Source organism: Prochlorococcus sp. MIT 1314 (assembly GCF_034093315.1).
Taxonomy (GTDB): Bacteria; Cyanobacteriota; Cyanobacteriia; order PCC-6307; family Cyanobiaceae; genus Prochlorococcus_A; species Prochlorococcus_A marinus_Y.
On record NZ_CP139300.1, the window covers coordinates 934,895 to 959,978 of the forward strand.

At 33.5% G+C, this 25,084-nt stretch carries 23 protein-coding genes and 1 pseudogene; 9 read left to right on the forward strand and 15 right to left on the reverse strand.

Annotation, left to right across the window (positions count from 1 at the left end):
- Positions 1–28: 28 nt before the first annotated feature.
- Positions 29–1,255 (reverse strand): LL-diaminopimelate aminotransferase, encoded by a 1,227-nt coding sequence (locus SOI86_RS05450; protein WP_320680848.1) that lies wholly within the window; start codon positions 1,253–1,255, stop codon positions 29–31.
- A 292-nt stretch (positions 1,256–1,547) separates the two neighbouring features.
- Here SOI86_RS05450 and SOI86_RS05455 point away from each other — a divergent pair, with 292 nt between their 5' ends.
- Together SOI86_RS05455 and SOI86_RS05460 are read left to right on the forward strand one after the other, a co-directional pair.
- Positions 1,548–3,371 (forward strand): Rne/Rng family ribonuclease, encoded by a 1,824-nt coding sequence (locus SOI86_RS05455; RefSeq protein WP_320680849.1) that lies wholly within the window; start codon positions 1,548–1,550, stop codon positions 3,369–3,371.
- Positions 3,328–3,945, forward strand: a complete 618-nt coding sequence (locus SOI86_RS05460; RefSeq protein ID WP_320680850.1) for a ribonuclease HII — start codon at positions 3,328–3,330, stop codon at positions 3,943–3,945. Before SOI86_RS05455 ends, SOI86_RS05460 begins: the two co-directional genes overlap by 44 nt.
- Here the strand turns inward: SOI86_RS05460 and SOI86_RS05465 are convergent.
- Positions 3,931–4,449 (reverse strand): DUF1997 domain-containing protein, encoded by a 519-nt coding sequence (locus tag SOI86_RS05465; RefSeq protein WP_320680851.1) that lies wholly within the window; start codon positions 4,447–4,449, stop codon positions 3,931–3,933. The two genes, SOI86_RS05460 and SOI86_RS05465, sit on opposite strands and share 15 nt — an antisense overlap.
- A gap of 52 nt (positions 4,450–4,501) precedes the next feature.
- On the opposite strand from SOI86_RS05465, the gene pheA reads away from it, so the two are divergent.
- A complete protein-coding gene (gene pheA, locus SOI86_RS05470; protein WP_320680852.1) occupies positions 4,502–5,347 on the forward strand; it encodes a prephenate dehydratase in 846 nt (281 codons plus the stop codon).
- A gap of 1 nt (position 5,348) precedes the next feature.
- Here the strand turns inward: pheA and SOI86_RS05475 are convergent, their stop codons facing one another.
- The 7 genes from SOI86_RS05475 to rpsL form a co-directional block, all read right to left on the reverse strand.
- A complete protein-coding gene (locus SOI86_RS05475; RefSeq protein ID WP_320680853.1) occupies positions 5,349–6,284 on the reverse strand; it encodes a methyltransferase domain-containing protein in 936 nt (311 codons plus the stop codon).
- Positions 6,285–6,941 carry an LON peptidase substrate-binding domain-containing protein gene (locus SOI86_RS05480; RefSeq protein ID WP_320680854.1) on the reverse strand — a complete coding sequence of 219 codons (657 nt, stop codon included), beginning with the start codon at positions 6,939–6,941 and terminating at the stop codon, positions 6,285–6,287.
- A 56-nt stretch (positions 6,942–6,997) separates the two neighbouring features.
- Positions 6,998–7,318, reverse strand: a complete 321-nt coding sequence (gene rpsJ / locus SOI86_RS05485; RefSeq protein WP_002807536.1) for a 30S ribosomal protein S10 — start codon at positions 7,316–7,318, stop codon at positions 6,998–7,000.
- A 108-nt stretch (positions 7,319–7,426) separates the two neighbouring features.
- On the reverse strand, positions 7,427–8,626 hold the full coding sequence (gene tuf, locus SOI86_RS05490; protein ID WP_002806605.1) for an elongation factor Tu: 1,200 nt from the start codon (positions 8,624–8,626) through the stop codon (positions 7,427–7,429).
- Between the two features lie 44 nt (positions 8,627–8,670).
- Entirely contained in the window at positions 8,671–10,746 is a 2,076-nt protein-coding gene (gene fusA / locus SOI86_RS05495; protein WP_320680855.1) for an elongation factor G, read from the reverse strand.
- A 97-nt stretch (positions 10,747–10,843) separates the two neighbouring features.
- Positions 10,844–11,314, reverse strand: a complete 471-nt coding sequence (gene rpsG / locus SOI86_RS05500; RefSeq protein ID WP_002806267.1) for a 30S ribosomal protein S7 — start codon at positions 11,312–11,314, stop codon at positions 10,844–10,846.
- Between the two features lie 25 nt (positions 11,315–11,339).
- Positions 11,340–11,714 carry a 30S ribosomal protein S12 gene (rpsL, locus tag SOI86_RS05505; protein WP_032513795.1) on the reverse strand — a complete coding sequence of 125 codons (375 nt, stop codon included), beginning with the start codon at positions 11,712–11,714 and terminating at the stop codon, positions 11,340–11,342.
- Between the two features lie 195 nt (positions 11,715–11,909).
- On the opposite strand from rpsL, the gene gltB reads away from it, so the two are divergent.
- Together gltB and SOI86_RS05515 are read left to right on the forward strand one after the other, a co-directional pair.
- The gene (gene gltB / locus SOI86_RS05510) at positions 11,910–16,481 is read left to right on the forward strand and encodes a glutamate synthase large subunit (protein WP_320680856.1); all 4,572 of its coding nucleotides are present in this window, start codon (positions 11,910–11,912) and stop codon (positions 16,479–16,481) included.
- Positions 16,482–16,775 (forward strand): YciI family protein, encoded by a 294-nt coding sequence (locus SOI86_RS05515; RefSeq protein WP_320680857.1) that lies wholly within the window; start codon positions 16,482–16,484, stop codon positions 16,773–16,775.
- A gap of 6 nt (positions 16,776–16,781) precedes the next feature.
- Here the strand turns inward: SOI86_RS05515 and lipA are convergent, their stop codons facing one another.
- Positions 16,782–17,675 carry a lipoyl synthase gene (gene lipA, locus SOI86_RS05520; protein ID WP_320680858.1) on the reverse strand — a complete coding sequence of 298 codons (894 nt, stop codon included), beginning with the start codon at positions 17,673–17,675 and terminating at the stop codon, positions 16,782–16,784.
- 334 nt (positions 17,676–18,009) lie between these two features.
- Between lipA and SOI86_RS05525 the strand changes: the two genes are divergently transcribed.
- Both SOI86_RS05525 and SOI86_RS05530 read left to right on the forward strand, forming a co-directional pair.
- The gene (locus SOI86_RS05525) at positions 18,010–18,630 is read left to right on the forward strand and encodes a recombinase family protein (RefSeq protein WP_320680859.1); all 621 of its coding nucleotides are present in this window, start codon (positions 18,010–18,012) and stop codon (positions 18,628–18,630) included.
- Between the two features lie 4 nt (positions 18,631–18,634).
- Complete coding sequence (locus tag SOI86_RS05530; RefSeq protein WP_320680860.1) at positions 18,635–18,847, forward strand: hypothetical protein; 213 nt, start codon at positions 18,635–18,637, stop codon at positions 18,845–18,847.
- Here SOI86_RS05530 and SOI86_RS05535 read toward each other — a convergent pair.
- Positions 18,844–19,752, reverse strand: coding sequence for a serine hydrolase (locus tag SOI86_RS05535; protein ID WP_320680861.1), 909 nt, complete (start codon positions 19,750–19,752; stop codon positions 18,844–18,846). The genes SOI86_RS05530 and SOI86_RS05535 overlap by 4 nt on opposite strands.
- Positions 19,753–19,755: 3 nt before the next feature.
- On the opposite strand from SOI86_RS05535, the gene SOI86_RS05540 reads away from it, so the two are divergent.
- Complete coding sequence (locus SOI86_RS05540; protein ID WP_320680862.1) at positions 19,756–20,514, forward strand: C40 family peptidase; 759 nt, start codon at positions 19,756–19,758, stop codon at positions 20,512–20,514.
- A gap of 56 nt (positions 20,515–20,570) precedes the next feature.
- Here SOI86_RS05540 and SOI86_RS05545 read toward each other — a convergent pair whose 3' ends face one another.
- Entirely contained in the window at positions 20,571–21,161 is a 591-nt protein-coding gene (locus tag SOI86_RS05545; RefSeq protein WP_320680863.1) for a photosystem I reaction center protein subunit XI, read from the reverse strand.
- Between the two features lie 31 nt (positions 21,162–21,192).
- Complete coding sequence (locus tag SOI86_RS05550; protein ID WP_011377154.1) at positions 21,193–21,306, reverse strand: photosystem I reaction center subunit VIII; 114 nt, start codon at positions 21,304–21,306, stop codon at positions 21,193–21,195.
- A 227-nt stretch (positions 21,307–21,533) separates the two neighbouring features.
- Here SOI86_RS05550 and SOI86_RS05555 point away from each other — a divergent pair, with 227 nt between their 5' ends.
- Positions 21,534–21,779: a hypothetical protein gene (locus SOI86_RS05555; protein ID WP_320680864.1), complete on the forward strand. Its 246-nt coding sequence runs from the start codon at positions 21,534–21,536 to the stop codon at positions 21,777–21,779.
- Here SOI86_RS05555 and SOI86_RS05560 read toward each other — a convergent pair.
- Positions 21,772–22,747 (reverse strand): annotated as a pseudogene (locus SOI86_RS05560) (glycosyltransferase family 2 protein). The gene SOI86_RS05555 and the pseudogene SOI86_RS05560 overlap by 8 nt on opposite strands.
- A gap of 105 nt (positions 22,748–22,852) precedes the next feature.
- Positions 22,853–25,081 carry a photosystem I core protein PsaB gene (gene psaB, locus SOI86_RS05565; RefSeq protein WP_320680865.1) on the reverse strand — a complete coding sequence of 743 codons (2,229 nt, stop codon included), beginning with the start codon at positions 25,079–25,081 and terminating at the stop codon, positions 22,853–22,855.
- Between the last annotated feature and the right edge of the window lie 3 nt (positions 25,082–25,084).

The following is a 25,084-nucleotide window of genomic DNA, read 5'->3' on the forward strand; positions in this document are numbered from 1 at the left end:
ATTCTTAGAAACTTGATAATACTCATAATTATATATTAATTATTCTTTCCATTGCATCAATGACATTTGATCTTGAGTTAAAAGCTGACAAACGAAAATAACCCTCTCCTGATAATCCAAATCCGCTCCCAGGTGTGCCCACGACACTTACTTTTTGAAGAAGGAAATCAAAAAAGTCCCAAGATGTCATTTGATCAGGAACTTTGATCCAAATATATGGAGCATTAACACCACCATAAACTTTATAGCCTGCAGCCTGAAGTTTATTTTTCATAATTTTTGCATTTTCCATATAAAAATCAATTAAACCTCTCACCTCTTTTTTCCCTTCAAGTGAATAAACCGCCTCTGCTCCTCGCTGGACGATATAGCTTACTCCATTGAACTTTGTAGATTGTCGCCTATTCCAAAGCGGCCATAAAGCTATTTCCTCATTTGTTGAGCTGAAACCTACGAGATTTTTAGGTATTACTGTATAGGCACATCTTACTCCGGTGAATCCGGCATTCTTTGAAAAAGATCTAAATTCAATAGCGCAATCCTTTGCTCCCTCAATCTCATATATTGAATGAGGAATATCCTTATCTTGAATAAATGCTTCGTAAGCTGCATCAAAAAGTATTAAAGATTTATTTTTAAGAGCATAGTCAACCCACTTTTTTAAGTCTTCTTTAGTAATCGTTGCTCCAGTAGGATTATTTGGGAAACAAAGATATAAAATATCAATTTTATTTTTCGGTAATTCTGGTAGAAAGTTGTTTTCTTCATTTATTGCAAGATATGTCAATCCTTTATAAGTTCCATTTTCAAGAGCATCTCCAGTTCTGCCTGTCATAACGTTACTATCTACATAAACAGGGTAAACGGGATCTGTTACCGCGATTGAATTATCTTTGCCAAAAATATCTAAAATATTACTGCTATCGCACTTAGAACCATCTGAAACAAATATTTCTTCAGGTGAAATTTTACATCCTCTTGAAATAAATTCATGCTCAGAAATTTTATCTCTTAGCCAAGAATAACCCTGTTCTGGTCCATAACCTCTAAAACCCTCAGTTGTGCCCATATCATTTAAAGCTTGACTCATGGCCTCTCTGCAAGCTTTGGGTAATGGCTCTGTCACATCTCCTATGCCAAGCTTAATTATGTCAGAACTGTTATTTGATTGAGAATATAATTTTACCCTTTTAGCAATTTCAGGAAATAAATAGCCGGCTTTGAGTTTTAAATAATTTTCGTTTACTTGAACCACTTTAGATAAATATTTAACCAATATAAGGATAATGGATCAACGTGCTTTAGTGGAGATTAAATGTTAATATTATTCTAGTTATGATTAAATCAAATAATGATCATAGCTACTAATTCAATTTTATATAGTTTGAAAGTCCTCTAAAGCTTTATACATAGCAGAATCCACTTTCTATTAGCTTTAATTAAAAAAAGTAATAATACTAGATAAAAAATTGCTTTGTAAAAAGATAAAAAATTTAACTCTTTACTTTTGATGATTTTCAAAATTCAAACCATTCAATATCAATTATATGTCTCAGCAAATTATCATCGCTGAGCAGTCTCGAATTGCAGCACTTCTCACAGATGATCGAGTTGATGAATTAATCGTCGCACAAGGTCAATATCAAATTGGAGATATTTTTTCAGGAACAGTTGAAAATGTTCTCCCTGGCATTGACGCCGCTTTCATAAATATTGGTGAAAGTGAGAAAAATGGGTTCATTCATGTATCAGATCTAGGCCCATTAAGACTCAAAAAAGGAATATTTGGAATAACTGAACTACTAGAACCCAAACAAAAAGTTCTAGTACAAGTAATAAAGGAACCCACAGGATCCAAAGGGCCTAGACTTACTGGAAGTATTACAATAACAGGGAAGTACTTGATCCTACAACCATATGGTCAAGGAGTAAATATTTCCAGAAAAATAAATACAGAAACAGAAAGAAGCCGTTTAAAAGCTCTTGGTGTTTTAATAAAACCACCGAGCACAGGTTTACTATTTAGAACAGAGTCTGAAAAGATAAAAGAAGAATTACTAATTGAAGATTTAGAAAATTTAATTCAACAATGGGAAAGCATTCTAAAAGATTCTGAGAGTTCTAACCCACCAAGTTTAATTAAACGAGATGAAGATTTCTCACTTAAGATTTTGAGAGATCATATTAAATCATCAACTAAAAATATAATTATCGATAGTAAATTTTCAGTTGAAAGGGCAAAAGATTTTTTAACACATTATGAATCTAATGTAAATATTGAATTTTACGATAACGATTTAAAAGAGCATATTTTAGAAAAGTACGAAATCAAGAAAACAATTCAAAAAGCTCTTCAACCAAGAGTAGATCTTCCATCAGGAGGATATATAATTATTGAACCAACTGAAGCTCTAACAGTAATTGATGTAAACTCCGGGTCTTTTACAAGATCCGCCAATTCAAGACAAACTGTTTTGTGGACGAATTGTGAGGCAGCAGTTGAAATTTCAAGGCAAATGAAATTAAGAAATATTGGTGGAGTGATCGTAGTTGATTTTATTGATATGGAATCTAGACGAGATCAATTCCAGTTACTTGAACATTTCACTTCAGCAATAAAAGATGATTCTGCTAGGCCTCAGATAGCTCAACTTACTGAATTAGGTTTAGTTGAGTTAACCAGAAAAAGACAAGGTCAAAATTTATATGAATTATTCAGTAAAAAATGTTCCTCGTGCGATGGCACAGGCCATATAGAAAATCAATTAAATTATTCAATTTCTAATCTACAAACTAAAAATGTTGAAGAAAAGAATAATAAACCAAATAGTATAAAATCTATCGATATAGATGCTTTTCAATCAACTGATAAGCAGGAAAAAATAATTGAAAAAGAATTCCTTAACCTCAAGAACCTGAATAAGGAGGATTCTTTAAATAAAAAAGAAAATGATAATGAGGTTACGAACACATTAAATTCAAAAGAAAAAAATATAATAACTGTTGATCTTACTAATGATGAAAAAATTGTTTTCAGTCAATTAGGTATTAATCCACTAATAAAGTTAGGTAAAGAATATCTGATGAGCAATAATTTTGTACGTTTAAAGGACAATAGTATAGAAAAAGAAAAAATTTTAGATAATAAGAAAACAACTGCAAAACAAGTAAAAACTCGCTTAAAATCTAAAGAGGCAAAAGAGATACAAATTAATAGTGAAGCAAATTCGAATTCCAAAGATAAATCAACAAAAAAAACTAATGAGAATAAAGAAGTTGTATTTTTAGATAAGCAAGATGAAATTGAGCTCACAGAAGAGATAAATAATGCGAGAAAAAAGAGAAGAAGATCTTCAGCAAGTAATGAATAAAGTTTCCGAAGTTGGAATAGATGAAGTTGGTAGGGGAGCAGTTTTTGGGCCAGTTTTCTCAGCAGTTGTAGTATTAACTGAGAAAAATAAATTAATCCTAAAACAATTTGGAGTTAATGATAGTAAAAAATTAACTCCCAAAAAAAGAAAATTACTTTTACCAAAAATAATATTACTTTCTTCAGATTATGGAATTGGGCAATCCTCGGTCAGAGAAATAGATAAGCTCGGCATTAGAGTTGCAACCGAACTTTCAATGATAAGAGCTTTAAACAAATTAAAAGATAAACCATCTGAAATAATAATTGATGGCCCCTTATTATTAAGGCCATGGAAAGGAATACAGAAAAATATAGTATCAGGAGACTCGAAATTTATTGCAATTGCTTCGAGTAGCATAGTTGCAAAAGTAGCTCGAGACAATCTAATGGAAAGATTAGAAAAAAAATACTCAGGATACTTCATATTTAAAAATAAAGGTTATGGTACTAAACAGCATCTTTCAATTATCAAAGATCGAGGAATAACTAGTCTTCATAGGAAAAGTTTTTTAAAAAAATCAAATATTATTTAGTTCACACCAATCTAAAAAATCTTTCACTAATTGCTGTTGAACTCTTGACTTTATACCCAACAAAATTCCATTTAATACCGAATGACCAGTAGATTCCAAAATTTTCTTTGGTACCAGTTTCAATAGAGGAGGTTGGCTTACAGATACCCCTAATAGAGCTTCTCCTTCTAATCCAATATCAGTTGCTTCCAAATTCGCTTTCAAAATAAGATTAAAGTCATCTATCATCCCCAAACCATCTAATGTACTTTCAAGGGCACTCATTCTTAAAATCCCATCTTTATTCTCTACCGCAATTGAAACAACAGGGTTAATATCTAATTGAAAAACCTTAAAACTTGTTACTGTATACTTATACCTACCTACCCCTTCTGGCACTAATTTTTTGGAGTCCAGCATTGCTCCAACAACTCTTTCTTCTTCCAAAAGATATTTAGAAAGATATTCTTTATTTCGTGTTACGGAAAGCTTTAGTTTCTGTTTAGCATCAAAAGACAATAGCATTTTCTAGATCCCTCCAATGCTTATTTGATCTCTTTTTTTCTTATCATTTATCATGAGCAAACAAGTTGCATATTTAGGTCCTAAGGGAACATACGCAGAAAAAGCAGCTCATATGTTATCAAAGCTTGCCAATTTTCAGACACCTATATTTGTACCATGTAATGGGTTACATTCGGTCATAAAATCAATAGCCTATAACAATTGTGATGCTGCTGTAGTCCCCATTGAAAATTCTGTAGAGGGTGGAGTTACAGCCACTCTAGATGCCCTATGGAAATTCCCTGAAATATATATCAATAAAGCAATTGTATTGCCCATAAAACATGCATTAATTAGCGATGGAGAAATTTCAAATATTTCAGAAGTATTATCTCATCCACAAGCATTAGCTCAATGTTCAGAATGGTTATCTGAAAATCTTCCAAATGCAATAGCTCTTCCAACAAATTCAACATCAGAAGCTGTCAATATGGTTAAGGGGAGTAAATTTAGAGCAGCTATAGGTTCAAAATCATTAATTCAGATTCAAGGACTTAAAGAATTAGCCTATCCAATTAATGATGTCCCAGGTAATTGCACTAGATTTATCTTGTTGAGCAAAGAATCAAAATGTGATTTAGCTAATATTGCCAGTTTTGCTTTCTCATTAATCTCAAACGAACCTGGCGCTTTACTTAAAGCTATAAATTATATTGCAGATTTTGGATTTAATATGAGTAAAATAGAGTCTAGACCTTCAAAAAAAGAGTTAGGAGATTATATTATTTACATTGATTTAGAAATAAATAATCAAAATAATATTTTAAATTTACTTGAATTAAAAAATAATCTAAAGCCTCTATGCAAGAACTTTGTTGATTTTGGAAATTATTTTTCTGAGAATGTTGAATTAGATTAATTTATCCTCTACATTTATAAACTCCAAACTCCATTAAACCTTTTCGAAATGCCCAATTCATGAGAAGTATAGTTGGAATCTCTCTAATAGACTTAATTATTGAAAGAGGACCAAGAGACAAAATTGCGAAAGGTCTTCTAATGCCTTCAAAAATAGAATCGTACCATGAGGGATTTGTATAAGAATTCCAATTTTCAGAAACAACTCTTCCTATGCTATTTTTATTAGTTCTGAGAATATTAACAAATTCATTAATGCTAACAAAATTTGGATGTACCCATTGTTCAAGTAATTGTTTAAGAACCAAATTCTCAAAAAACGAAGGGGGGTTTTTCCTTAGATCTCTTGAATTCCAATCAGCCAATGCCAAATACCCTCCAGGTCTCAAAATTCTCAGCATTTCATCTGCAAACTTAGTTTTATCATTCATGTGTGCACCAGCCTCAACACTCCAAACCCCATCAAAGGATCCATCTTCAAATTTTAAATCCAAGGCATCCATAACTCTGAAGTTGCAATTAAGTCCAACAGGAGTAAGTTCTCTTGCTCTTTTTACTTGACCAGGGCTAATTGTAATTCCAGTAACATTAAACCCATAATATTTCGCAAGAATCCTAGAACTTCCTCCTATGCCGCAACCTACATCTAGTATTCTGGAACCTTTTGGCAATTTATCTAAACCACTCCATTTGACTAACTCATGAACAAACTGGACTTTAGCCTTTCTAAAATCAATTTTAACCCCCCCTAAGGGATAAAAGCCCAAATGTATATGTTCTCCCCACAATCTCTCAAGTAATTTATCCTCAGTCCAAGCATCATATGCAGATGCAACTGTGCCGGAAGAAATATATTTTCTAGCATTAATTTTCCAGATTACAGGTAATACTATTAAGATTAAAACCAGTAAAAAGAAAGGTAATAGTAATTCAAACATTTAATTTTCTTTAATATCAGGAAAACTTTCTTTCAAGGCTGTTCTTGCTGCAAGTTGTTTTCTTGTATGATCAAGCATTTCATATTCTCTTTGCAAACGAGTATAAGTATTTCTTTCCTCTAAAAGTCTTTGCTGTTCTTGGGCAACAGAACCACCTAAATGTGCTCCTATCCAAAATGATAATTCCATGGGATTGTTCGGCAATTTATCGGGTAGGTTTTTCTTATTATTTGTCAATTTACTTGTTAGATTAATGACATCATTTAGTGCTTCGGTGACTTGATCTTTAAGAGAATCTAATTTTTGAAGGTTATCAATATTCTCATCGCTAATCCAACTTACCATCGCCGAACAAAATGGAGTTGAACGAATAATTTCTAAGACTTGAAATCTTTGTTGTCCGAGAGTAACAATATTACTTCTACCATCTTCTGCAGTGTGATGTTTTATTATTTGAGCGCAACATCCAACGTTAGCCATACTTTTAGTATTTGGATCCCACTTTATTACTCCAAACATAGAATCACTTTCAAGAACAGATTGAAGCATGATTCTGTATCTAGATTCAAAAATATGCAAAGGTAATACCTCTTGAGGAAAAAGGACTACCTCTGGCAAAGGAAATAAAGGTAATTCCCTTACTGAGAGCTCTCCCATTTAAACCTCATTCCTATCTATCTATATTAATAAATATAAGTCGTTTTCGGGAATACTTAAAGTTTAACTTCTATATCTACACCACTAGGAAGATCCAACTTCATTAAAGCATCAATAGTTTTTGCTGAAGGACTATAAATATCTATTATTCTTCTATGAGTTCTTGTTTCAAAATGCTCTCTAGAATCTTTATCAACATGTGGTGACCTTAGAACACAATAAATTTTTCTCTTTGTAGGTAAAGGTATTGGACCTATTGCTGAAGCAGAAGTAGTATCGGCTGTTTGAATTATTTTGTCACAAGACAAATCAAGCATTCTTCTGTCGAATGCTTTTAGTCTTATTCTTATTTTTTGTTGTGCAATTGATGCAGTCATAATTTCAAATTAACTTTCTAGTGAAGGGCCATTGATTAACAATGACCCCTAAACCCTTTAGCTATTTTAAGCGAGTGAGGTTAAATTTCGGAAACTCAAATTTATTTATTATTTGAGAATTTTAGAAACAACTCCAGCACCAATAGTGCGTCCACCTTCACGGATTGCGAATCGCATACCTTGTTCGATAGCTACTGGACAAATTAATTCTCCAGTCATTTTAATTCTGTCGCCAGGCATAACCATTTCAACATTAGAGCCATCATCAGAGGTAAATGCTGTAATTTGACCTGTGACATCAGTTGTTCTGATATAAAACTGGGGTCTATATCCTGCGAAGAAAGGTGTATGTCTGCCGCCCTCTTCTTTTTTGAGAACATAAACTTCTCCTTCAAACTGAGTATGAGGAGTTATAGATCCTTTCTTGACAAGTACCATCCCTCTCTCAATATCTTCTTTTTGAACGCCACGTAACAGTAAACCAACATTATCGCCAGCCATACCTTCATCAAGAAGTTTGCGGAACATTTCAACTCCAGTAACAGTTGTTAATCTTGTGTCTCTTATTCCAACTATCTCGACTTCTTCCCCAACCTTAACTTTACCTCTCTCAATTCTTCCAGTAGCTACAGTTCCTCTACCGGTAATTGAGAAAACATCTTCAACTGCCATCAAGAATGGTTTATCAACTTCTCTTTCTGGTTCTGGAATGCTAGCATCAACTGCTTTCATCAATTCTTCAATCTTTGATTCCCAAGTAGAATCTCCCTCAAGAGCTTTTAAACCAGAAACTTGCACAATGGGAATATCATCTCCAGGAAAGTCATAACTATCTAATAGTTCTCTGATTTCCATTTCAACAAGTTCGATAATTTCTTCGTCATCAACCATATCGCACTTATTGAGAGCTACTACAAGAGCAGGAACACCTACCTGTTTAGCTAGAAGAATATGCTCTTTTGTTTGCGCCATAGGACCATCTGTGGCTGCGCAAACTAGGATAGCTCCATCCATTTGGGCTGCCCCTGTAATCATGTTTTTTACATAATCAGCATGTCCCGGACAATCGACATGAGCATAATGTCTGCCTTCCGTTTCATATTCGACGTGAGCGGTATTAATAGTAATGCCACGCTCTCTTTCCTCAGGAGCACCATCAATGTCTCCATAGTCTTGAGCTTGAGCTTGACCTTTTTTTGCTAATACATTTGTAATAGCAGCAGTAAGTGTTGTTTTTCCATGATCAACATGGCCAATAGTACCTATGTTGACATGTGGTTTGTTCCTTTCGAACTTCTCGCGAGCCATTTGAATTAAAGAATCGAGGGTTTAATAGTGTTTTAGTTTAGAGATCAGGAGTTGCCCTGATTCTTGGAAATGATAGCTTCAGCAACATTACGAGGAACTTCCTCATAATTTGCGAACTCCATTGAAAATATACCCCGACCTTGAGTCATTGATCGGAGTTGAGTGGCATAACCGAACATTTCGGCTAAGGGCACTTTGGCCTGTACCTTAGACAATCCATCATCAACAGATTGTCCTTCTACTTGACCTCTTCTAGAAGAGAGATCACCAATTACAGATCCAAGAAAGTCGTCGGGACTTTCGACCTCAACTTTCATCATAGGCTCTAAAAGGACAGGATTACATTTTTTAACCCCATCTTTAAAAGCCATAGAACCTGCAATTTTGAAGGCCATTTCAGATGAGTCTACATCGTGGAATGAACCATCGACTAGTGTTACTTTTACATCAATGAGTGGATAACCGGCAAGAACACCAGATTCGCATGTTTCTTTCATGCCGTTAGATGCAGGACCTATATACTCTTTCGGTACAGCTCCACCAACAATTTTATTGACGAATTCAAAACCTTTACCAACTTCAGCGGGTTCCATTTCAATTATTACATGACCATATTGACCTTTTCCTCCAGTTTGCCTTGCATATTTACCTTCACCAGTAGAACTAGACCTAATAGTCTCTCTATAAGAAACCTGAGGGGCTCCAATATTAGCTTCAACCTTAAATTCCCTCAACATTCTGTCAACAAGAATCTCTAGGTGCAATTCACCCATACCAGCAATTACAGTTTGATTTGTCTCTGGATCAGTACTTACCCTGAAGGTTGGATCCTCTTCAGACAAGGCCGTTAAAGCTTTTGATAATTTTTCCATATCCCCTTTAGTTTTTGGCTCAACGGCTACCGAGATAACTGGTTCTGGGATAAACAAAGTCTCCAAAACTATAGGATCTTCTGTATTGCATAAAGTGTCACCAGTTGTTGTGTTCTTAAGACCCAATACAGCACCTAAATCTCCAGCTCTCAATTCATCAACCTCTTCTCTTTCGTCGGCTTTTAGAATTACTAATCTAGAAATTCTCTCTTTAGCATCTTTAGTAGAATTCATGACATAACTACCCTTTGAAAGAACACCTGAATACATTCTTACAAAAGTTAATTTCCCGTAGGGGTCAGACATCACTTTAAAGGCTAATGCACTGAAAGGAGCATTATCATCCGAAGGTCTAACATCTTCCTTACCGCTTGGTAAAACACCTTGTATTGGTTTAACATCGACTGGGGCTGGCAAATAATCAACTACTGCATCCAAAACGAGTTGTACGCCTTTATTCTTAAAGGCTGACCCACACAATACCGGAACTAATCCATGTTTTAAAACCCCTTCCCTTATTCCTTTCTTGAGTTGTTCCTCAGATAATTCTCCTGTATCAAGGAATATTTCTATTAACTCTTCATCATTTTCTGCAACACTTTCCATTAACTTGTATCTCCACTCATCCGCTTTCTCCTTCATTTCAGGTGGAATTGGTCCTTCTTCAATATCAGTACCTAAATCATTTTTGTAAAGATATGCTTTGTTAGCAACTAAATCAATAATGCCTGTGAGATCACCTTCAGCTCCAATAGGTAACTGAATGGGGAGTGCATTTGCCTTTAGTCGATCTTTAATTTGTTTATTAACTTTTAAAAAATCTGCACCAGTTCTGTCCATTTTGTTAACAAAAACCATTCTTGGTACAGAATATCTATCTGCTTGACGCCAAACTGTTTCAGATTGAGGCTGAACTCCACCAACTGCGCAAAATACAGCAATAACTCCATCCAAGACGCGCATTGATCTTTCAACTTCAATAGTAAAGTCAACGTGTCCAGGAGTATCAATAATATTAATTCTGTGATCTTGCCAGCTAGTAGATATTGCAGCGGCAGTAATAGTTATTCCTCTTTCTCTTTCTTGAGCCATCCAATCTGTTACCGCAGCACCATCATGAACCTCTCCTATCTTGTGAACTACACCTGAATAAAACAAAATTCTTTCAGTTGTAGTAGTCTTACCTGCGTCAATATGAGCGGCTATACCTATATTCCTTACTCGTTCTAGGGGAAAGTCGCGTGCCAATTTTAAAGCTCCAATTAAAATAATTTTTGATAAGTATAGTTCACACTAAAAGCAAACTTCTATAATAATAAACTACATAAGTACCTTTTTGACGAAATTAATATCTGTAATGTGCAAAAGCTTTATTTGCTTCAGCCATTTTATGAGTGTCTTCTCTTTTTTTAACTGCACTACCAGTTTCATTTGCTGCATCCATCAACTCACCAGCAAGTTTTTGGGACATACTTTTACCATTTCTTGCACGAGAGAATGTAACAAGCCATCTTAATGCCATGGCTGTTCCTCTTTCTTGGCGTACTTCCATAGGCACTTGATAAGTAGCGCCGCCAACTCGTCTAGCCCTTACCTCAACAAGAGGAGTAGCATTTTTCACCGCTGTTTCAAATAATTCGACCGCATTCCCACCAGTTCTCTCGCTTATTAAAGAAAAAGCATCAGACAATATTCTTTGAGCTGTAGATTTTTTTCCATGTTTCATCAATCGAGAAATCATCATTGAAGCTAGACGACTATTAAATTGAGGATCTGGAAGAACTGGTCTTTTTACCGCTGCATTACGACGTGACATGATTTTTAAAAGTACTGTTTACAAATTAATCTTTGGGAGCTTTTGCTCCATACTTAGATCTGGATTGACGTCTATCTTTGACTCCAGCCGTATCTAAAGTTCCTCTTATTATATGATATCTAACTCCTGGTAAATCCTTAACTCTTCCACCCCTTAGTAATACCACAGAGTGTTCTTGCAAATTATGTCCAATTCCTGGGATATAAGCTGTTACTTCGAAACCAGAAGTTAATCTTACCCTAGCAACTTTTCTTAAAGCTGAATTTGGTTTTTTAGGTGTTGATGTATAAACTCTTGTACATACGCCTCTTCTCTCAGGACAAGCTTTGAGTGCAGGCGATTTTGTTTTCTTAGTCAGACGTTTTCTTTCTGAACCTATTAATTGTGAGATGGTGGGCATCTATTATATTTAGATAAAAATAAACATTTATCTATCATAACCTTTTGCGAGCACCAACTAAAAGTTTTTAATTATATTTTTTTTAAAATTTGTCAAATTAAAATTATTTGGTAAATATTCATTATCTTTAGATTTATTTTCATATTTATTTTTATAATAGAAATACATAAATAACTAAATAGAATTAAATAATCTATGGGAGAGAGTATCAAAAGAATCGTTGGCCCATATCAAGATAGCTATTCCCCAAATGGAATAATTGGGGAGAAAGATGCGTGTGGAGTTGGCTTCGTAGCGAATGTTGAAGGTATAGAAAGCAACTGGATTCTTAAACAATCTTTAAAGGGCCTCAACTGCATGGAGCATAGAGGAGGTTGTGGAGGAGATAGTGACTCAGGAGATGGGGCAGGCATTTTATGTTCAATTCCATGGGGATATCTAGAAGAGAAAATTAATCTAAAAAATACTCAAGAATTTAATAGAGGTTTAGGCATGGTTTTTATGCCTAATAAAAAAGAAAGAATTGAAGAATGTAAATCAATATGCGATCAGGAAGCAGAAAAATTAAAAGTCAACAAAACATTTTGGAGAAAAGTACCTGTTAATAATGAAATTTTAGGTCCTTTAGCTAAAGCAAATGCTCCATTCATCTGTCAGTGGATTTTATATATAGATAAAAAAGATTATAAGGATGTTGAAAGGCTCTTATTTCAATTAAGGAAAAGAATTGAGAAAAAAATAAGAGAACCTTTCAAAAACGATGTTGGGGATTGTGAATTTTATTTTGCCTCACTAAGTTCTCAAACAGTTGTTTATAAAGGTATGGTTCGCTCTGAAATATTATCCGAGTTTTATCAAGATTTAAAAGAAGAGAGTTTTAAAGTTTCATTTTCTGTTTATCATCGTAGATTTAGTACTAATACACTTCCAAAATGGCCACTAGCTCAGCCCATGAGATTTTTGGGTCATAATGGCGAAATAAATACTCTCTTAGGCAATATTAATTGGGCTAAAGCTTCAGAAAAACATATAGATGATTTTTGGGGAGAGTTATCTAATGAAATTAAGCCCATTGTAGATGTAAACAAAAGTGATTCATCAAATCTTGATGCAACCCTTGAAATCAATATTCGTTCAGGTCAGCCCATTACTGACTCATTATTAAAACTTGTTCCAGAAGCATTTAGAGATCAACCAGAACTTGAGGAGAGAGAGTATATAAAAGCTTTTTATGAATATTCTGCAAGCTTGCAAGAAGCTTGGGATGGTCCAGCACTACTTGTATTTGCTGATGGAAATTTTGTTGGAGCAACGCTTGATAGAAATGGCCTAAGACCAGCAAGATATTCAATCACAAATGATGGTTTTGTAATAATGGGTTCTGAAACAGGAGTAGTAGATCTTGAAGAAGAAAGAGTAATAGAAAAAGGTCGATTAGGACCGGGACAAATGTTGGCAGTTGATTTTCATCAGCATAGAATCCTAAGAAATTGGGAAGTAAAATCTGAAGCCGCTCAAAGGCATGATTATAAAAACCTTCTCAGGAATAGAACTATAAAAATTGAAAATAATGAATGGGTTAAAGACTGCAAACTAAAAGACCTTGAGTTGTTGCAACAACAAACTGCATATGGGTTTTCAGCGGAAGATAATGACCTTATCTTAGATTCAATGGCTTCATTAGCTAAAGAGCCTACTTATTGCATGGGCGACGACATCCCATTAGCAGTTCTTTCATCTAAGCCACATATTTTATATGACTACTTTAAGCAAAGATTTGCGCAAGTTACTAATCCTCCTATTGACCCTCTGAGAGAAAAACTTGTAATGAGTTTAGAGATGCATCTAGGAGAAAGATGTACACCATTTGAAATTAAAGACGCTAAACCTTTTATTCATTTACAAAGTCCGATTTTAAATGAGGAAGAACTCATTTCCATCAAAAAATCAAAAATTCAATCTCAGACAATTTCAAGTTTGTTTGATTTAGAGGAAGGTATTCAAGGCTTAGAGAACCAATTAAAACTAATCTGTAAACAGAGTGAGCTGTCTATAAAAGAAGGTTGCTCTTTAATTATCATTTCTGATAAGGGAATTAATCCTAAAAAGACTTTCATACCTCCTTTACTTGCTGTTGGAGCAATTCATCATTATCTTCTTAAAAAAGAAATCAGGCTAAAAGCTTCCCTAATAATTGAGACCGGTCAATGTTGGAGTACTCATCACTTAGCTTGTTTAATTGGATATGGAGCAAGTGCAGTTTGCCCTTGGTTGACTTTCGAAGCAGGTAGACACTGGTTAAAACATCCAAAAACCCAAAAACTCATTGATAGCAAAAAAATAAATCCATTATCAATAGTTGATGTTCAAGAAAATATTAAAAAAGCTCTAGAAGACGGTCTAAGAAAAATTCTCTCAAAAATAGGCATCTCACTTTTATCTAGTTACCATGGTGCACAAATTTTTGAAGCTGTAGGCCTTGGATCTGACTTAATAAAAATTGCTTTTGATGGTACAACAAGTCGTATCGCTGGTATAACATTAAAAGAATTAACTAATGAAACACTTTCAATACATACGAAAGCCTATCCAGAGATCGATTTAAAGAAATTAGAATTTTTAGGATTTGTACAATTTAGAAATAATGGAGAATATCATTCCAATAACCCAGAGATGTCCAAAGTTTTACATTCGGCGGTAAAACAAGGGCCAGGATACGATCATTTTGAAACTTACAAAAAACTTATTAGTAATAGACCGACAACATCTCTTAGAGATTTACTAACAATTAATTCAAAAAGAAAAAGTATTCCATTAGAGGAAGTTGAAAGTGTTGAATCAATTTGCAAAAGGTTCTGTACTGGAGGAATGAGTTTAGGTGCATTATCAAGAGAAGCGCATGAAGTTTTAGCAGTTGCAATGAATAGAATTGGTGGAAAAAGTAATAGTGGAGAAGGGGGAGAAGATCCAGCTCGTTTTAATGTTTTAAATGATATCGATGAAAATACTCAGTCAGCGACATTGCCATTTATTAAAGGCTTAAAGAATGGAGACACCGCATGCTCCGCTATCAAACAAATTGCGTCAGGAAGATTTGGAGTTACACCTGAATATCTAAGAAGTGGTAAACAACTCGAAATTAAAATGGCTCAAGGTGCAAAACCCGGAGAGGGGGGACAATTACCTGGTCCAAAAGTTGATTCTTACATCGCAAAACTAAGAAATAGTAAACCTGGAGTAGCTTTAATATCTCCTCCCCCACATCATGATATTTATTCAATTGAAGATTTAGCTCAACTTATCCACGACTTACACCAAGTTCATCCAAAAGCGAAAGTAAGCGTTAAACTTGTTTCTGAAATTGGTATAGGCACTATTGCCGCTGGAGTAAGCAAAGCTAATGCAGATGTAATTCAAATTTCTGGACATGACGGAGGTACAGGTGCTTCACCCCTTAGTTCTATTAAACATGCAGGTTTACCATGGGAACTTGGTGTTGCTGAGGTTCATAAATCTCTCTTAGAGAATAACTTACGCGAAAGAGTAATTTTGAGAACTGATGGAGGTCTTAAAACAGGCTGGGACGTAGTTATTGCAGCTTTACTAGGTGCTGAAGAATACGGTTTTGGTTCTGTAGCAATGATTGCTGAAGGATGCATAATGGCTCGGGTTTGTCATACAAACAAGTGTCCTGTTGGAGTTGCCACTCAAAAAGAAGAATTAAGAAAAAGATTTAAAGGTATTCCAGAAAATGTCGTCAATTTTTTCTTGTATATTGCTGAAGAAGTAAGACAGATAATGAGTAGTATCGGTGTTTCTAATATGGAAGAACTGATTGGTAATCAAGAATTTCTTTCTGCAAGAAATATCGATCTTCCAAAAACTTCTAATATTGATCTTTCTGCTTTAGTAAATGAACACTCAACCCCTGATAGATCATGGTTAAAACATTTAAAAACTGCCCATAGTAATGGTTCTGTATTAGAAGACGAGTTTTTGTCTGATACTAAATTTATAGATTCAATTAAAAATCACGAAATATTAACCAAAGAAATTGAAATAAAAAATACAGATAGAAGTGTTTGTGCGAAAATATCAGGCGAAATCGCAGAACTTCACGGCAACGCTGGCTTCAATGGCGAACTCAACTTAAATTTCAATGGATATGCAGGACAAAGCTTTGGTGCCTTTTTATTGAAGGGAATGAATGTTCAATTAATCGGAGAAGCTAATGATTATGTTTGTAAAGGAATGAATGGAGGAATACTCACAATAATTCCACCAAAAATAAATGAAATCTCCTCCGAACAAGTTATCCTAGGAAATACTTGTCTGTATGGTGCAACAGGTGGAAAATTATTTGCATTAGGAAAATCGGGAGAAAGATTTGCGGTTAGAAATAGTGGTGCTACAGCGGTAACAGAAGGAGCAGGTGATCATTGTTGTGAATACATGACTGGTGGGAAAGTAGTTATTCTAGGTTCCACAGGAAGGAATATTGGTGCAGGCATGACTGGTGGAATAGCTTTTATAATCGATGAAAATAATGATTTAAGTAATAAAGTAAATAAAGAAATAGTAAGCATTCATCAAATAACTTCATCAAAGCAGGAAAATATCTTATTGGAAATTATTAGAGAATATCAAGCAAAAACAAATAGCTTAAAGGCTGCCAAAATAATTGAAAATTGGTCTCATTTTAAGAGTTCTTTCAAATTGATTGTTCCCCCAAGCGAAGAAGAGATGCTTGGTATAAAAAAAATGTAAATGCCTTTCTTTGTAAAAACTGAAATTATAAAAAAAGAATACTTAATTAATAATGATTTAAAACGAAAAATAATTAACGAACATATTGATTGGGTAAAAAATTTAAAAAAAGAGGGAATTAATATAAAAAGTGGCTTTTTGGTAGATGAGTTAAATAGGCCAGGTGACGGCGGATTACTTATTCTTGAGATGAATAATTATAGAAATGCACTAAAAATAATTAAGAATGATCCAATGATTAAAAATGATCTAGTTGAATGGAAATTAAATGAGTGGGTAGATCCAAATAAATGAATATAACTATCTTGGATACTTTTTCATAAGTTTTTGAATCTCTTCAGCATGGTAGCTACTTCGAGTTAAAGGAGAACTAACTACTTGCATGAAGTTTAACTCTTTTTCCCCGAACGCTTTAAAATAGTTAAATTTTGAAGGACTTACAAATCTTTTAACAGGTAAATGATTAGGGCCAGGAGATAAATATTGACCAATAGTAACAATATCAACGAAATTACTTTTTAAATCCTTAAGCAGACTTAAGACCTCCTCGTCTTTTTCCCCTAAACCAAGCATTAAGCCTGACTTTGTATAAATTTTGGGAGAATAGTCTCTGGTTCTTTTAAGCAACTCAAGAGTTCTTACATATTTACCCTGAGGTCTTACTTTTTTATATAGCGAAGGCACAGTCTCAATATTATGGTTTAAAACGTTTGGATTTGAATCAAGAACTTTTTCAAGCGCTTTCCAATTGCCACAAAAATCAGGAATTAAAAGCTCAATAGTAGTTTTAGGAGATTTTTTTCTTACTTGATAAACACATTCAAAAAATTGAGATGCGCCACCATCGTCAAGATCGTCTCTATTAACTGATGTGATTACAACATGTTTAAGTTTCATTCTATAAACTGCTTCGGCCAGACGATATGGTTCTGTTGGATCTAATTCTCTTTTAGATCTATCAAAATCAATATCGCAATATGGACATGCCCTAGTACAGCCAGGGCCCATTATAAGGAAAGTGGCAGTTCCGCTAGCAAAACATTCACCAATATTTGGACAGCTTGCTTCTTGACATACAGTATTGAGATTTAAATCATTTAACAAATTTGCAGTATTCCCAATTCTCTCAACTTGCGGGGCTTTTACTCTTAACCAATCAGGTTTTGAAATTAAACTATTAGGATTATTAGTCAAATTAATTGTATATAACCTGTAATCTTATTTTACTAAAAACAATTTGAATTAACTATTAATAATTTCAAAAATGAAGCCTATTCAATAAAAAAAATGAATTTAAGTAGTCCATCGAAATTGAAAAAATCCTAATTCAAGTTACTACTTAAACAATATTTTTGTTTCATCAACCACAATTGGAACAGAATTTAGAACATAATTTTTAATATAGATATTAGAACATTTTTATTACACACTAAATAATTGAATATATAGACATATATGATTTTTTTTGTACCAAAAAGTGTTTTTTTACTTATTTATTGATACAGTAAAAAATATATGTAATAAAACATTGACTTTTAAATTCCAAAGGAAACGTCTTTTATTATCTGAAAAAAATAAAAACTATAAAGCTATAGGATATGCTAGAGCTACTAAAAATGAATTTGAGTATTTAGAGGAGCAAATAAACAATTTAAAAAAAGAAGGTTGCAGCATAATTTTCTCTGAATTTGTCAGTTTAGATGAAGAGATCAAACCCGAACTCAATAAAGCTATAAGTTGCTTATCTAAAGGAGATGAATTAATAATAACTAAGCTTAACCGAGCATTTAAAAATAAAAAAGAATGTTTAGTGACAATAAATAAACTTATTAATAAGGATATTAAATTACGAACTTTGAATGGTTTTTTTACGGCTATTGATTCCTCTAAAACAAATTCTTCAATTTTTAAGATTTTATATGAATTAGATAATTTAGAAAATAAAAGTTTAAATGACAGAAAAAAAGAACCCCGATTACATAGAAAATTAGCTGGAAATAATCTAGGAGGGAGGCCCAAGATAAGTCCTTTAAAGGAATCTCTAGTAATCAGATTGCGTAATGAAGGATATTCGTATCGTTCAATCAGAGCGCAAACAGGAATTGCATTGTCAACAATTAGAAGAGTCATTTTGGAAGGAGAATTATAATAAAATGAGAAATAAAGAAATTGAAAACTTAATTAAAGAAAGTTTTAAAGATACAGCATTACGTATTTATGAATTAGATAATGAAGATAGAAAAAGTTTGTTAGAAGAATATAGAGAATGGATTATGAATGAATTAGATTTTGAAGAAGTGATGATGTTACCTTATGAAGCCTATACTGACAAATTAGATTCTAATTTATTAGACGATTCACTTTAGTCCTTAACAATATATCTCTTGTTAAATTCATATACTTCTTTTGCGATTAAGGGTAGGAAGGAAGTATCTTTAGAATAATTTTCTCCAGTACAAAAAACGACTAATAAAGTTTGTAGATATTGACTATTGATCCACCATGCACAATCATGTCTAACTTCAGACATTAAGCCTGCTTTACTCCATAGATGAGTGCTTTCTGGTAATCCTGCCCCTAAAAAACCATCTATTTGATTAAGAGAATCGTTTTTAAGAACAACCTTATTTAAATTTCTTTTTAAAAAACTTCTTAAATTTAAGTCATTCTTTTGATAATCAATATGAACCATAATTTCCTCCAAAACCCTTGCAGCTGAATCAGTAGTCATTGCATTTCTATTTTTATTTTCATATCCATAAAATTCTTTTTCACGACCAAATGGTCCATCATCCCAAGTCTTCTGACAGCAATTAATCCCAATCAGTTCCTCCCAATGTGAATCATGCAGCCAATCATTTATTATACTTCTTTGGTATTTCCAATTTTCCCATAATTCTCCCTCAATACAGGGTCCACTCGTGGTTCCAGTAAGTAAATCAATTAAAAAGCTTGTCGCATTATTACTCGAGAAAGATAACATTTTCCGCACAGCATCGATGATCTCATCTGTTAATAATAAACTTCCTTTTTCAATCCAATAATATGCCGCAAGGGCATAAACCAATTTGACTACACTGGCAGGATAAAACATTTTTTTATTATTAATCCCAGATCCAAAACCTTTAAATACAACCTTATTTTCACTTTTGTAGTTGATCCAAGTTATGGCAATATCTTCTCTTGAAAAATCTTTATTATAGGTGCATACTCTCCCTAAAATATCATTTAAGGCTAGACCCATCTCTTTATTTAAATAGTAGAAGGACATTTTATGGAAAATTATAAAGACCTTACCTCACTATTTAAACAAACTAATTTTTCAAAGACTATTTGGTGGAAATTAAAAGTTAATATTTCTGGATATCAAAATGCAACAGAAAATAAGTTAGTGACAGAAATTTGTAAAAACAGAATTTTTAAACTGGTTTATCCAAATATTCATCAACAAAACCAAAATTTTTCAAGGATTCTAGTTCAACTTTATGAAGATGGTTACCTCTGTTGGATAAATTTAGATGGATTGATTATTGAGAAATGCGAATTAAGAAAATCTGAGAATATAAACAATGAATACTCATTTATAAAACAAAAAGTTCCCTTAATTCTAAAATGGATCCAAGATCAATCTAAGTTAACTAATGAATATCTTTGGGGAGGTACATTAGGACCAAATTTTGATTGTTCAGGCTTAATTCAGACTGCTTTTTTGACACATCATATTAATATACCTAGAGACTCTTATCAAATCAAAAGTTTTTGTAAACACCTTTTTTATTTCAAAGAATTTAACAGAAAACTTCAACCAGGAGACCTCTTTTTCTTCGGAACCAAAGGAAAATGTGATCACGTTGGAATCTACAAAGGAGATGGATTGTATTATCACAGCTCTGGTAAAGAGTTTGGAAGAAATGGAATAGGATTAGATACGATAAAAGAGACAAATGATCCAATTTCATTACATTATCAATCCAAACTAATATCTGCAGGAAGATTAGTAAGAAGCTACAGATGGGATAAAACTATAAGATAGCAGTCTTTTATTAAATTAAAATATTAAAAATATAAGGCCTTCTTAAAATTATCAAATTAACCAGTAGTCCAAATATTCTGAATTAGTTGCATTATGTTGTTCAAATGCAGTGTTCCTACAAGAAGCCATGCAAAAACTGCACCACCGCAACCACCTAGCCAAAATCCACTGGTAAAGTCAGCCCACCCTGCTCTAGTAAATAAATCTGCAGGAGGGTTATTAACAGTAGCATCAGGAGGTTGCACATTAGGTGCTTTTCCTGGGGCGTTATAAAGAACTAAAAGTGCTGTCAAAATATGAACAGCTCCTATAGCAGCAAGTAATCCTGCAGTTAATGCGAAATCAGAATTTCTTAAAGGACCAGTCATAGTAAATGGACCATATAAGAGATAACCAAGAGCTGCTCCAGTTTCTAAACCTCTAAAATTTGGAGAAATTCCTTCTCTATAAAAAGGTAAATTATTTATAAAAGCTTTGGTAAAATAACCACTATTAACTGGGGTGGCTAAATTTCCAACAAATGGATCAGCAACTGTTTTGACAGCCCATTGCTCTGCAATACCAATATCTGTAGGTTGGACACTTTGGTCTATATATTTTTCAGGAAATTTAGGATTGGCTCCTAATGGTGTTTTTGAATCGCTCATTTTAAAAAAAAGATAATGTGATAATAAATTGTTATTCAGTAGCTGTTATAAATCTGCCTATTAATACAATAAATACAGCAGGCGCTACCAAGCCAATCATGGGAACAAAGACCGAGGGTAGAAGATTTGAGAATTCAGATGACATAATTCGTTTAACATCTTTAAACACTTTAGTATTTATCTGATAAATAGTGTATATTTTATTACTGGATGATATAAAAATTATTAACTTTTTACATGTTAAATCTTTTTGCAATATTACTCATTATTTTTACTATATTTTTACTATTAATTTTTAAAAAAAGACAGTTTAAAAATGCAATAAATTTAAAGAACTTATCTTCAAATAAAATTATAAATAATAAAAAATATATGTCTAAAAAGAATGGGTTTTCTTATAAGCACGAATATAAAAGATACTCAGATTTTGAAAAAAAAGCACTAAGAAACAAAATGTTTCAACTTTTTCTAAGTAATAAAGAAGATAAATTAAAAGCGCTTCAGATTGCTGAGGAATTAGCAGATAAATCAACATTACCTATTTTGAGAAAAGGATTAAAAGATACTTCTCCTGAAGTAGTTGAGATTTCAGCTAACTTAATAAGAAATTTTAAGTAAAAGTTTCATTTTTAGTTTTACCTTGAATTTCTCTAATTCTGTAAATTGGTCTATCTTGACTTTCATGATACGTCCTTATTAAAAGTTCACTTAATAATCCAAAGCTAAATAACTGAACCCCAGCAATTCCTAATATGAGTGCAAACGTTAGCATCGGACGATTTCCAATATCATCACCCATTATTTTTATAATTAACAAATAAGAAGTCATTGAAAGACTTATAAATATACTTAGAATTCCAACAAAACCAAATCCATACATAGGTCTAGTCAAAAATTTAGTCATAAACCAAACAGTTAATAAATCCATTAAAACTCTGAAAGTTCTATCAATTCCATATTTACTAGATCCATATTTTCGACTTCTGTGATTAACCTTAATTTCTTTAATTCTAGCTCCTTCAATATTTGCTAAAACTGGTAAAAATCTATGAAGTTCTCCATATAGTTTAATATCATCTATTATTTCTTTTTTAAAAGCTTTTAATGAACATCCATAATCATGCAACTTTAAACCTGTTACCTTAGCAATTAATTTATTTGCTATTTTTGATGGAATCTTCCTATTAAGTAATTTATCCTTTCGCTCAAACCTCCATCCACATATCAAATCGTAGCCTAAATTAATTTCAGCAATCAATTTAGGAATATCATTTGGATCATTTTGTAAGTCACCATCTAAAGTAAGGACAATATCACCATTAGAATTATCAAAACCTGCAGCCATTGCTGCAGTTTGTCCATAATTCTTGCGAAGACAAATAACTGATAATTCTTTAATTTTTAGAGTTAGTTCTTCTAATACTCCTTGAGTGTTGTCTTGAGAACCATCATTTACAACAATCAATTCAAAATTTAATTTATTAGTTGCCATTACGCTTATAACTTCATCCAATAAAAAAAACAATACTCTCACTTTCATTGAAAACAGGAATAATAATAGAAATTAATTGCTCTGCATCTTCCATATTTATTAAATAATAATTCTATAATTTTAACTTAATTTAGAACAACAAAATAAACAAAAAAAAATCACCACACAATTGTGGTGATTTGTATTATTTAAGGAGATTTTAACCAAACTTACCTGAAGTTGATGCAATTACAAAGGCACCAAATGTAAGTATGTTTCCAATCGTGAAATGTGCTAAACCAACTAATCTAGCTTGAACAATTGAAAGTGCTACTGGCTTATCTCTCCATCCGACAAGGTTTGCTATTGGTGTACGCTGATGAGCCCAAACTAATGTTTCAATTAATTCTTGCCAATAACCACGCCAGGATATTAAGAACATAAAACCTGTAGCCCAAACTAGGTGGCCAAATAGGAACATCCAGGCCCAAGGAGATAATGAGTTTACTCCGAATGGATTATATCCATTAATTAACTGTGATGAATTCAACCACAAGTAATCTCTAAACCAACCCATTAAATATGTACCTGATTCATTAAATTGTGCCATATTACCCTGCCAAATTGTTAGGTGCTTCCAGTGCCAGTAGAAAGTAACCCAAGCTATTAGATTTAATGCCCAGAACATAGCTAAATACATAGCATCCCATGAAGAACTATCACAGGTACCTCCTCTTCCAGGGCCATCGCAAGGAAAAGCATATCCCAAATCCTTTTTATCAGGAATTAATTTTGTGCCTCTAGCATCTAATGCACCTTTAATAAGTATTAGTGCTGTGGTATGGAGTCCAAGTGCAATAGCATGATGAACTAAGAAATCCGCTGGCCCAATAGGTAAGAAAGAGCTTAGAGCATCTTGTCTATTTATTAAGTCCATCCAGTAATGATTACCTGGTAAAGAATTAGCAGCAACACTAGCTGAACTAGCTGGATCAGCTAATAAAGCATTAAAGCCATACATCATTTTTCCTTGAGCAGCCTGGACAAACTGAGCAAATACTGGTTCTATTAGGATTTGTTTTTCAGGGTTACCAAAAGCTACAACGACATCATTATGAACATAAATCCCTAAAGTATGGAATCCAAGCAACATTGTTACCCAACTAAGATGACTAATTAAAGCTTCTTTTGTGCCTAAAACCCTAGCCAAAACATTATCTTTGTTTAACTCTGGATCATAATCTCTTACAAAGAAGATAGCTCCATGAGCAAAAGCACCAACCATCAAGAACATCGCTATGTATTGATGATGTGTATATAGAGCAGACTGTGTAGTGTAATCTCTAGCAATAAAAGCATAAGAAGGAAGAGCTCCCATATGTTGAGCTACAAGAGAAGTAGCTACTCCAAGAGATGCTAATGCTAGTCCTAATTGAAAATGTAATGAGTTATTTACTGTCTCATAAATTCCATCATGATTAATACCAAAACTTCCTTTGTGAGGATCATTTGGATGTCTAGTGTTATGAGCTTCAGTGATTTCCTTAAGACTATGTCCTATACCAAAAGTATTTCTATACATATGGCCAGCAATTACAAATACTGTACCTATCGCAATATGGTGATGTGCAATATCAGTTAGCCATAAAGCTTCACTCTGAGGATGCAGACCACCTAAGAAAGTAAAAATAGCAGTTCCTGCTCCTTGAGTTGTACCAAATACAGCATCTAATGAATCTGGATTTTGTGCATAAGCTCCCCAATTTAAAGTAAAGAAAGGTGCTAATCCTGCAGGATGAGGTAGAACAGTTAACCAGTTATCCCAGCCAACATGCTGCCCCCTTGATTCAGGTATAGCTACATGAACTAAGTGACCTGTCCAAGCAATACTACTAAAGCCAAATAAAACAGATAAATGATGGTTTAGCTGTGCCTCAGCATTTTTAAACCATGCAAGTGTAGGTCTGAATTTAGGTTGTAAATGTAACCAACCAGCAAATAAAGTCCAACAAGCCAAAATACTCATAAATATTGAAGCTTGAAAAAGTTGCTCATTAGTTCTCATCCCAATGGTGTACCACCAATGGTAAAGACCTGAGTAAGCAATGTTAACTGGACCATTAGCTCCAGCTTGGGTCATTGCTTCTGTTATTCCTGCTCCAAAATGAGGATCCCAAATTGCATGGGCAATTGGACGGACATGTGTTGGGTCAAGTACAAATTGCTCAAAGTTACCCTGCCAAGCTATGTGGAATAGGTTACCAGCTACCCAAAGTGCAATAATTGCAAGATGTCCAAAATGGGTTGAGAATAACTTCTGATACAGTTTTTCTTCTGTCATACCGTCATGACTTTCAAAGTCATGAGCAGTAGCTATTCCGTACCATATTCGACGGGTTGTCGGGTCCTGAGCTAGACCCTGGTTAAATGATGGAAATTTTGTTGCCATTGA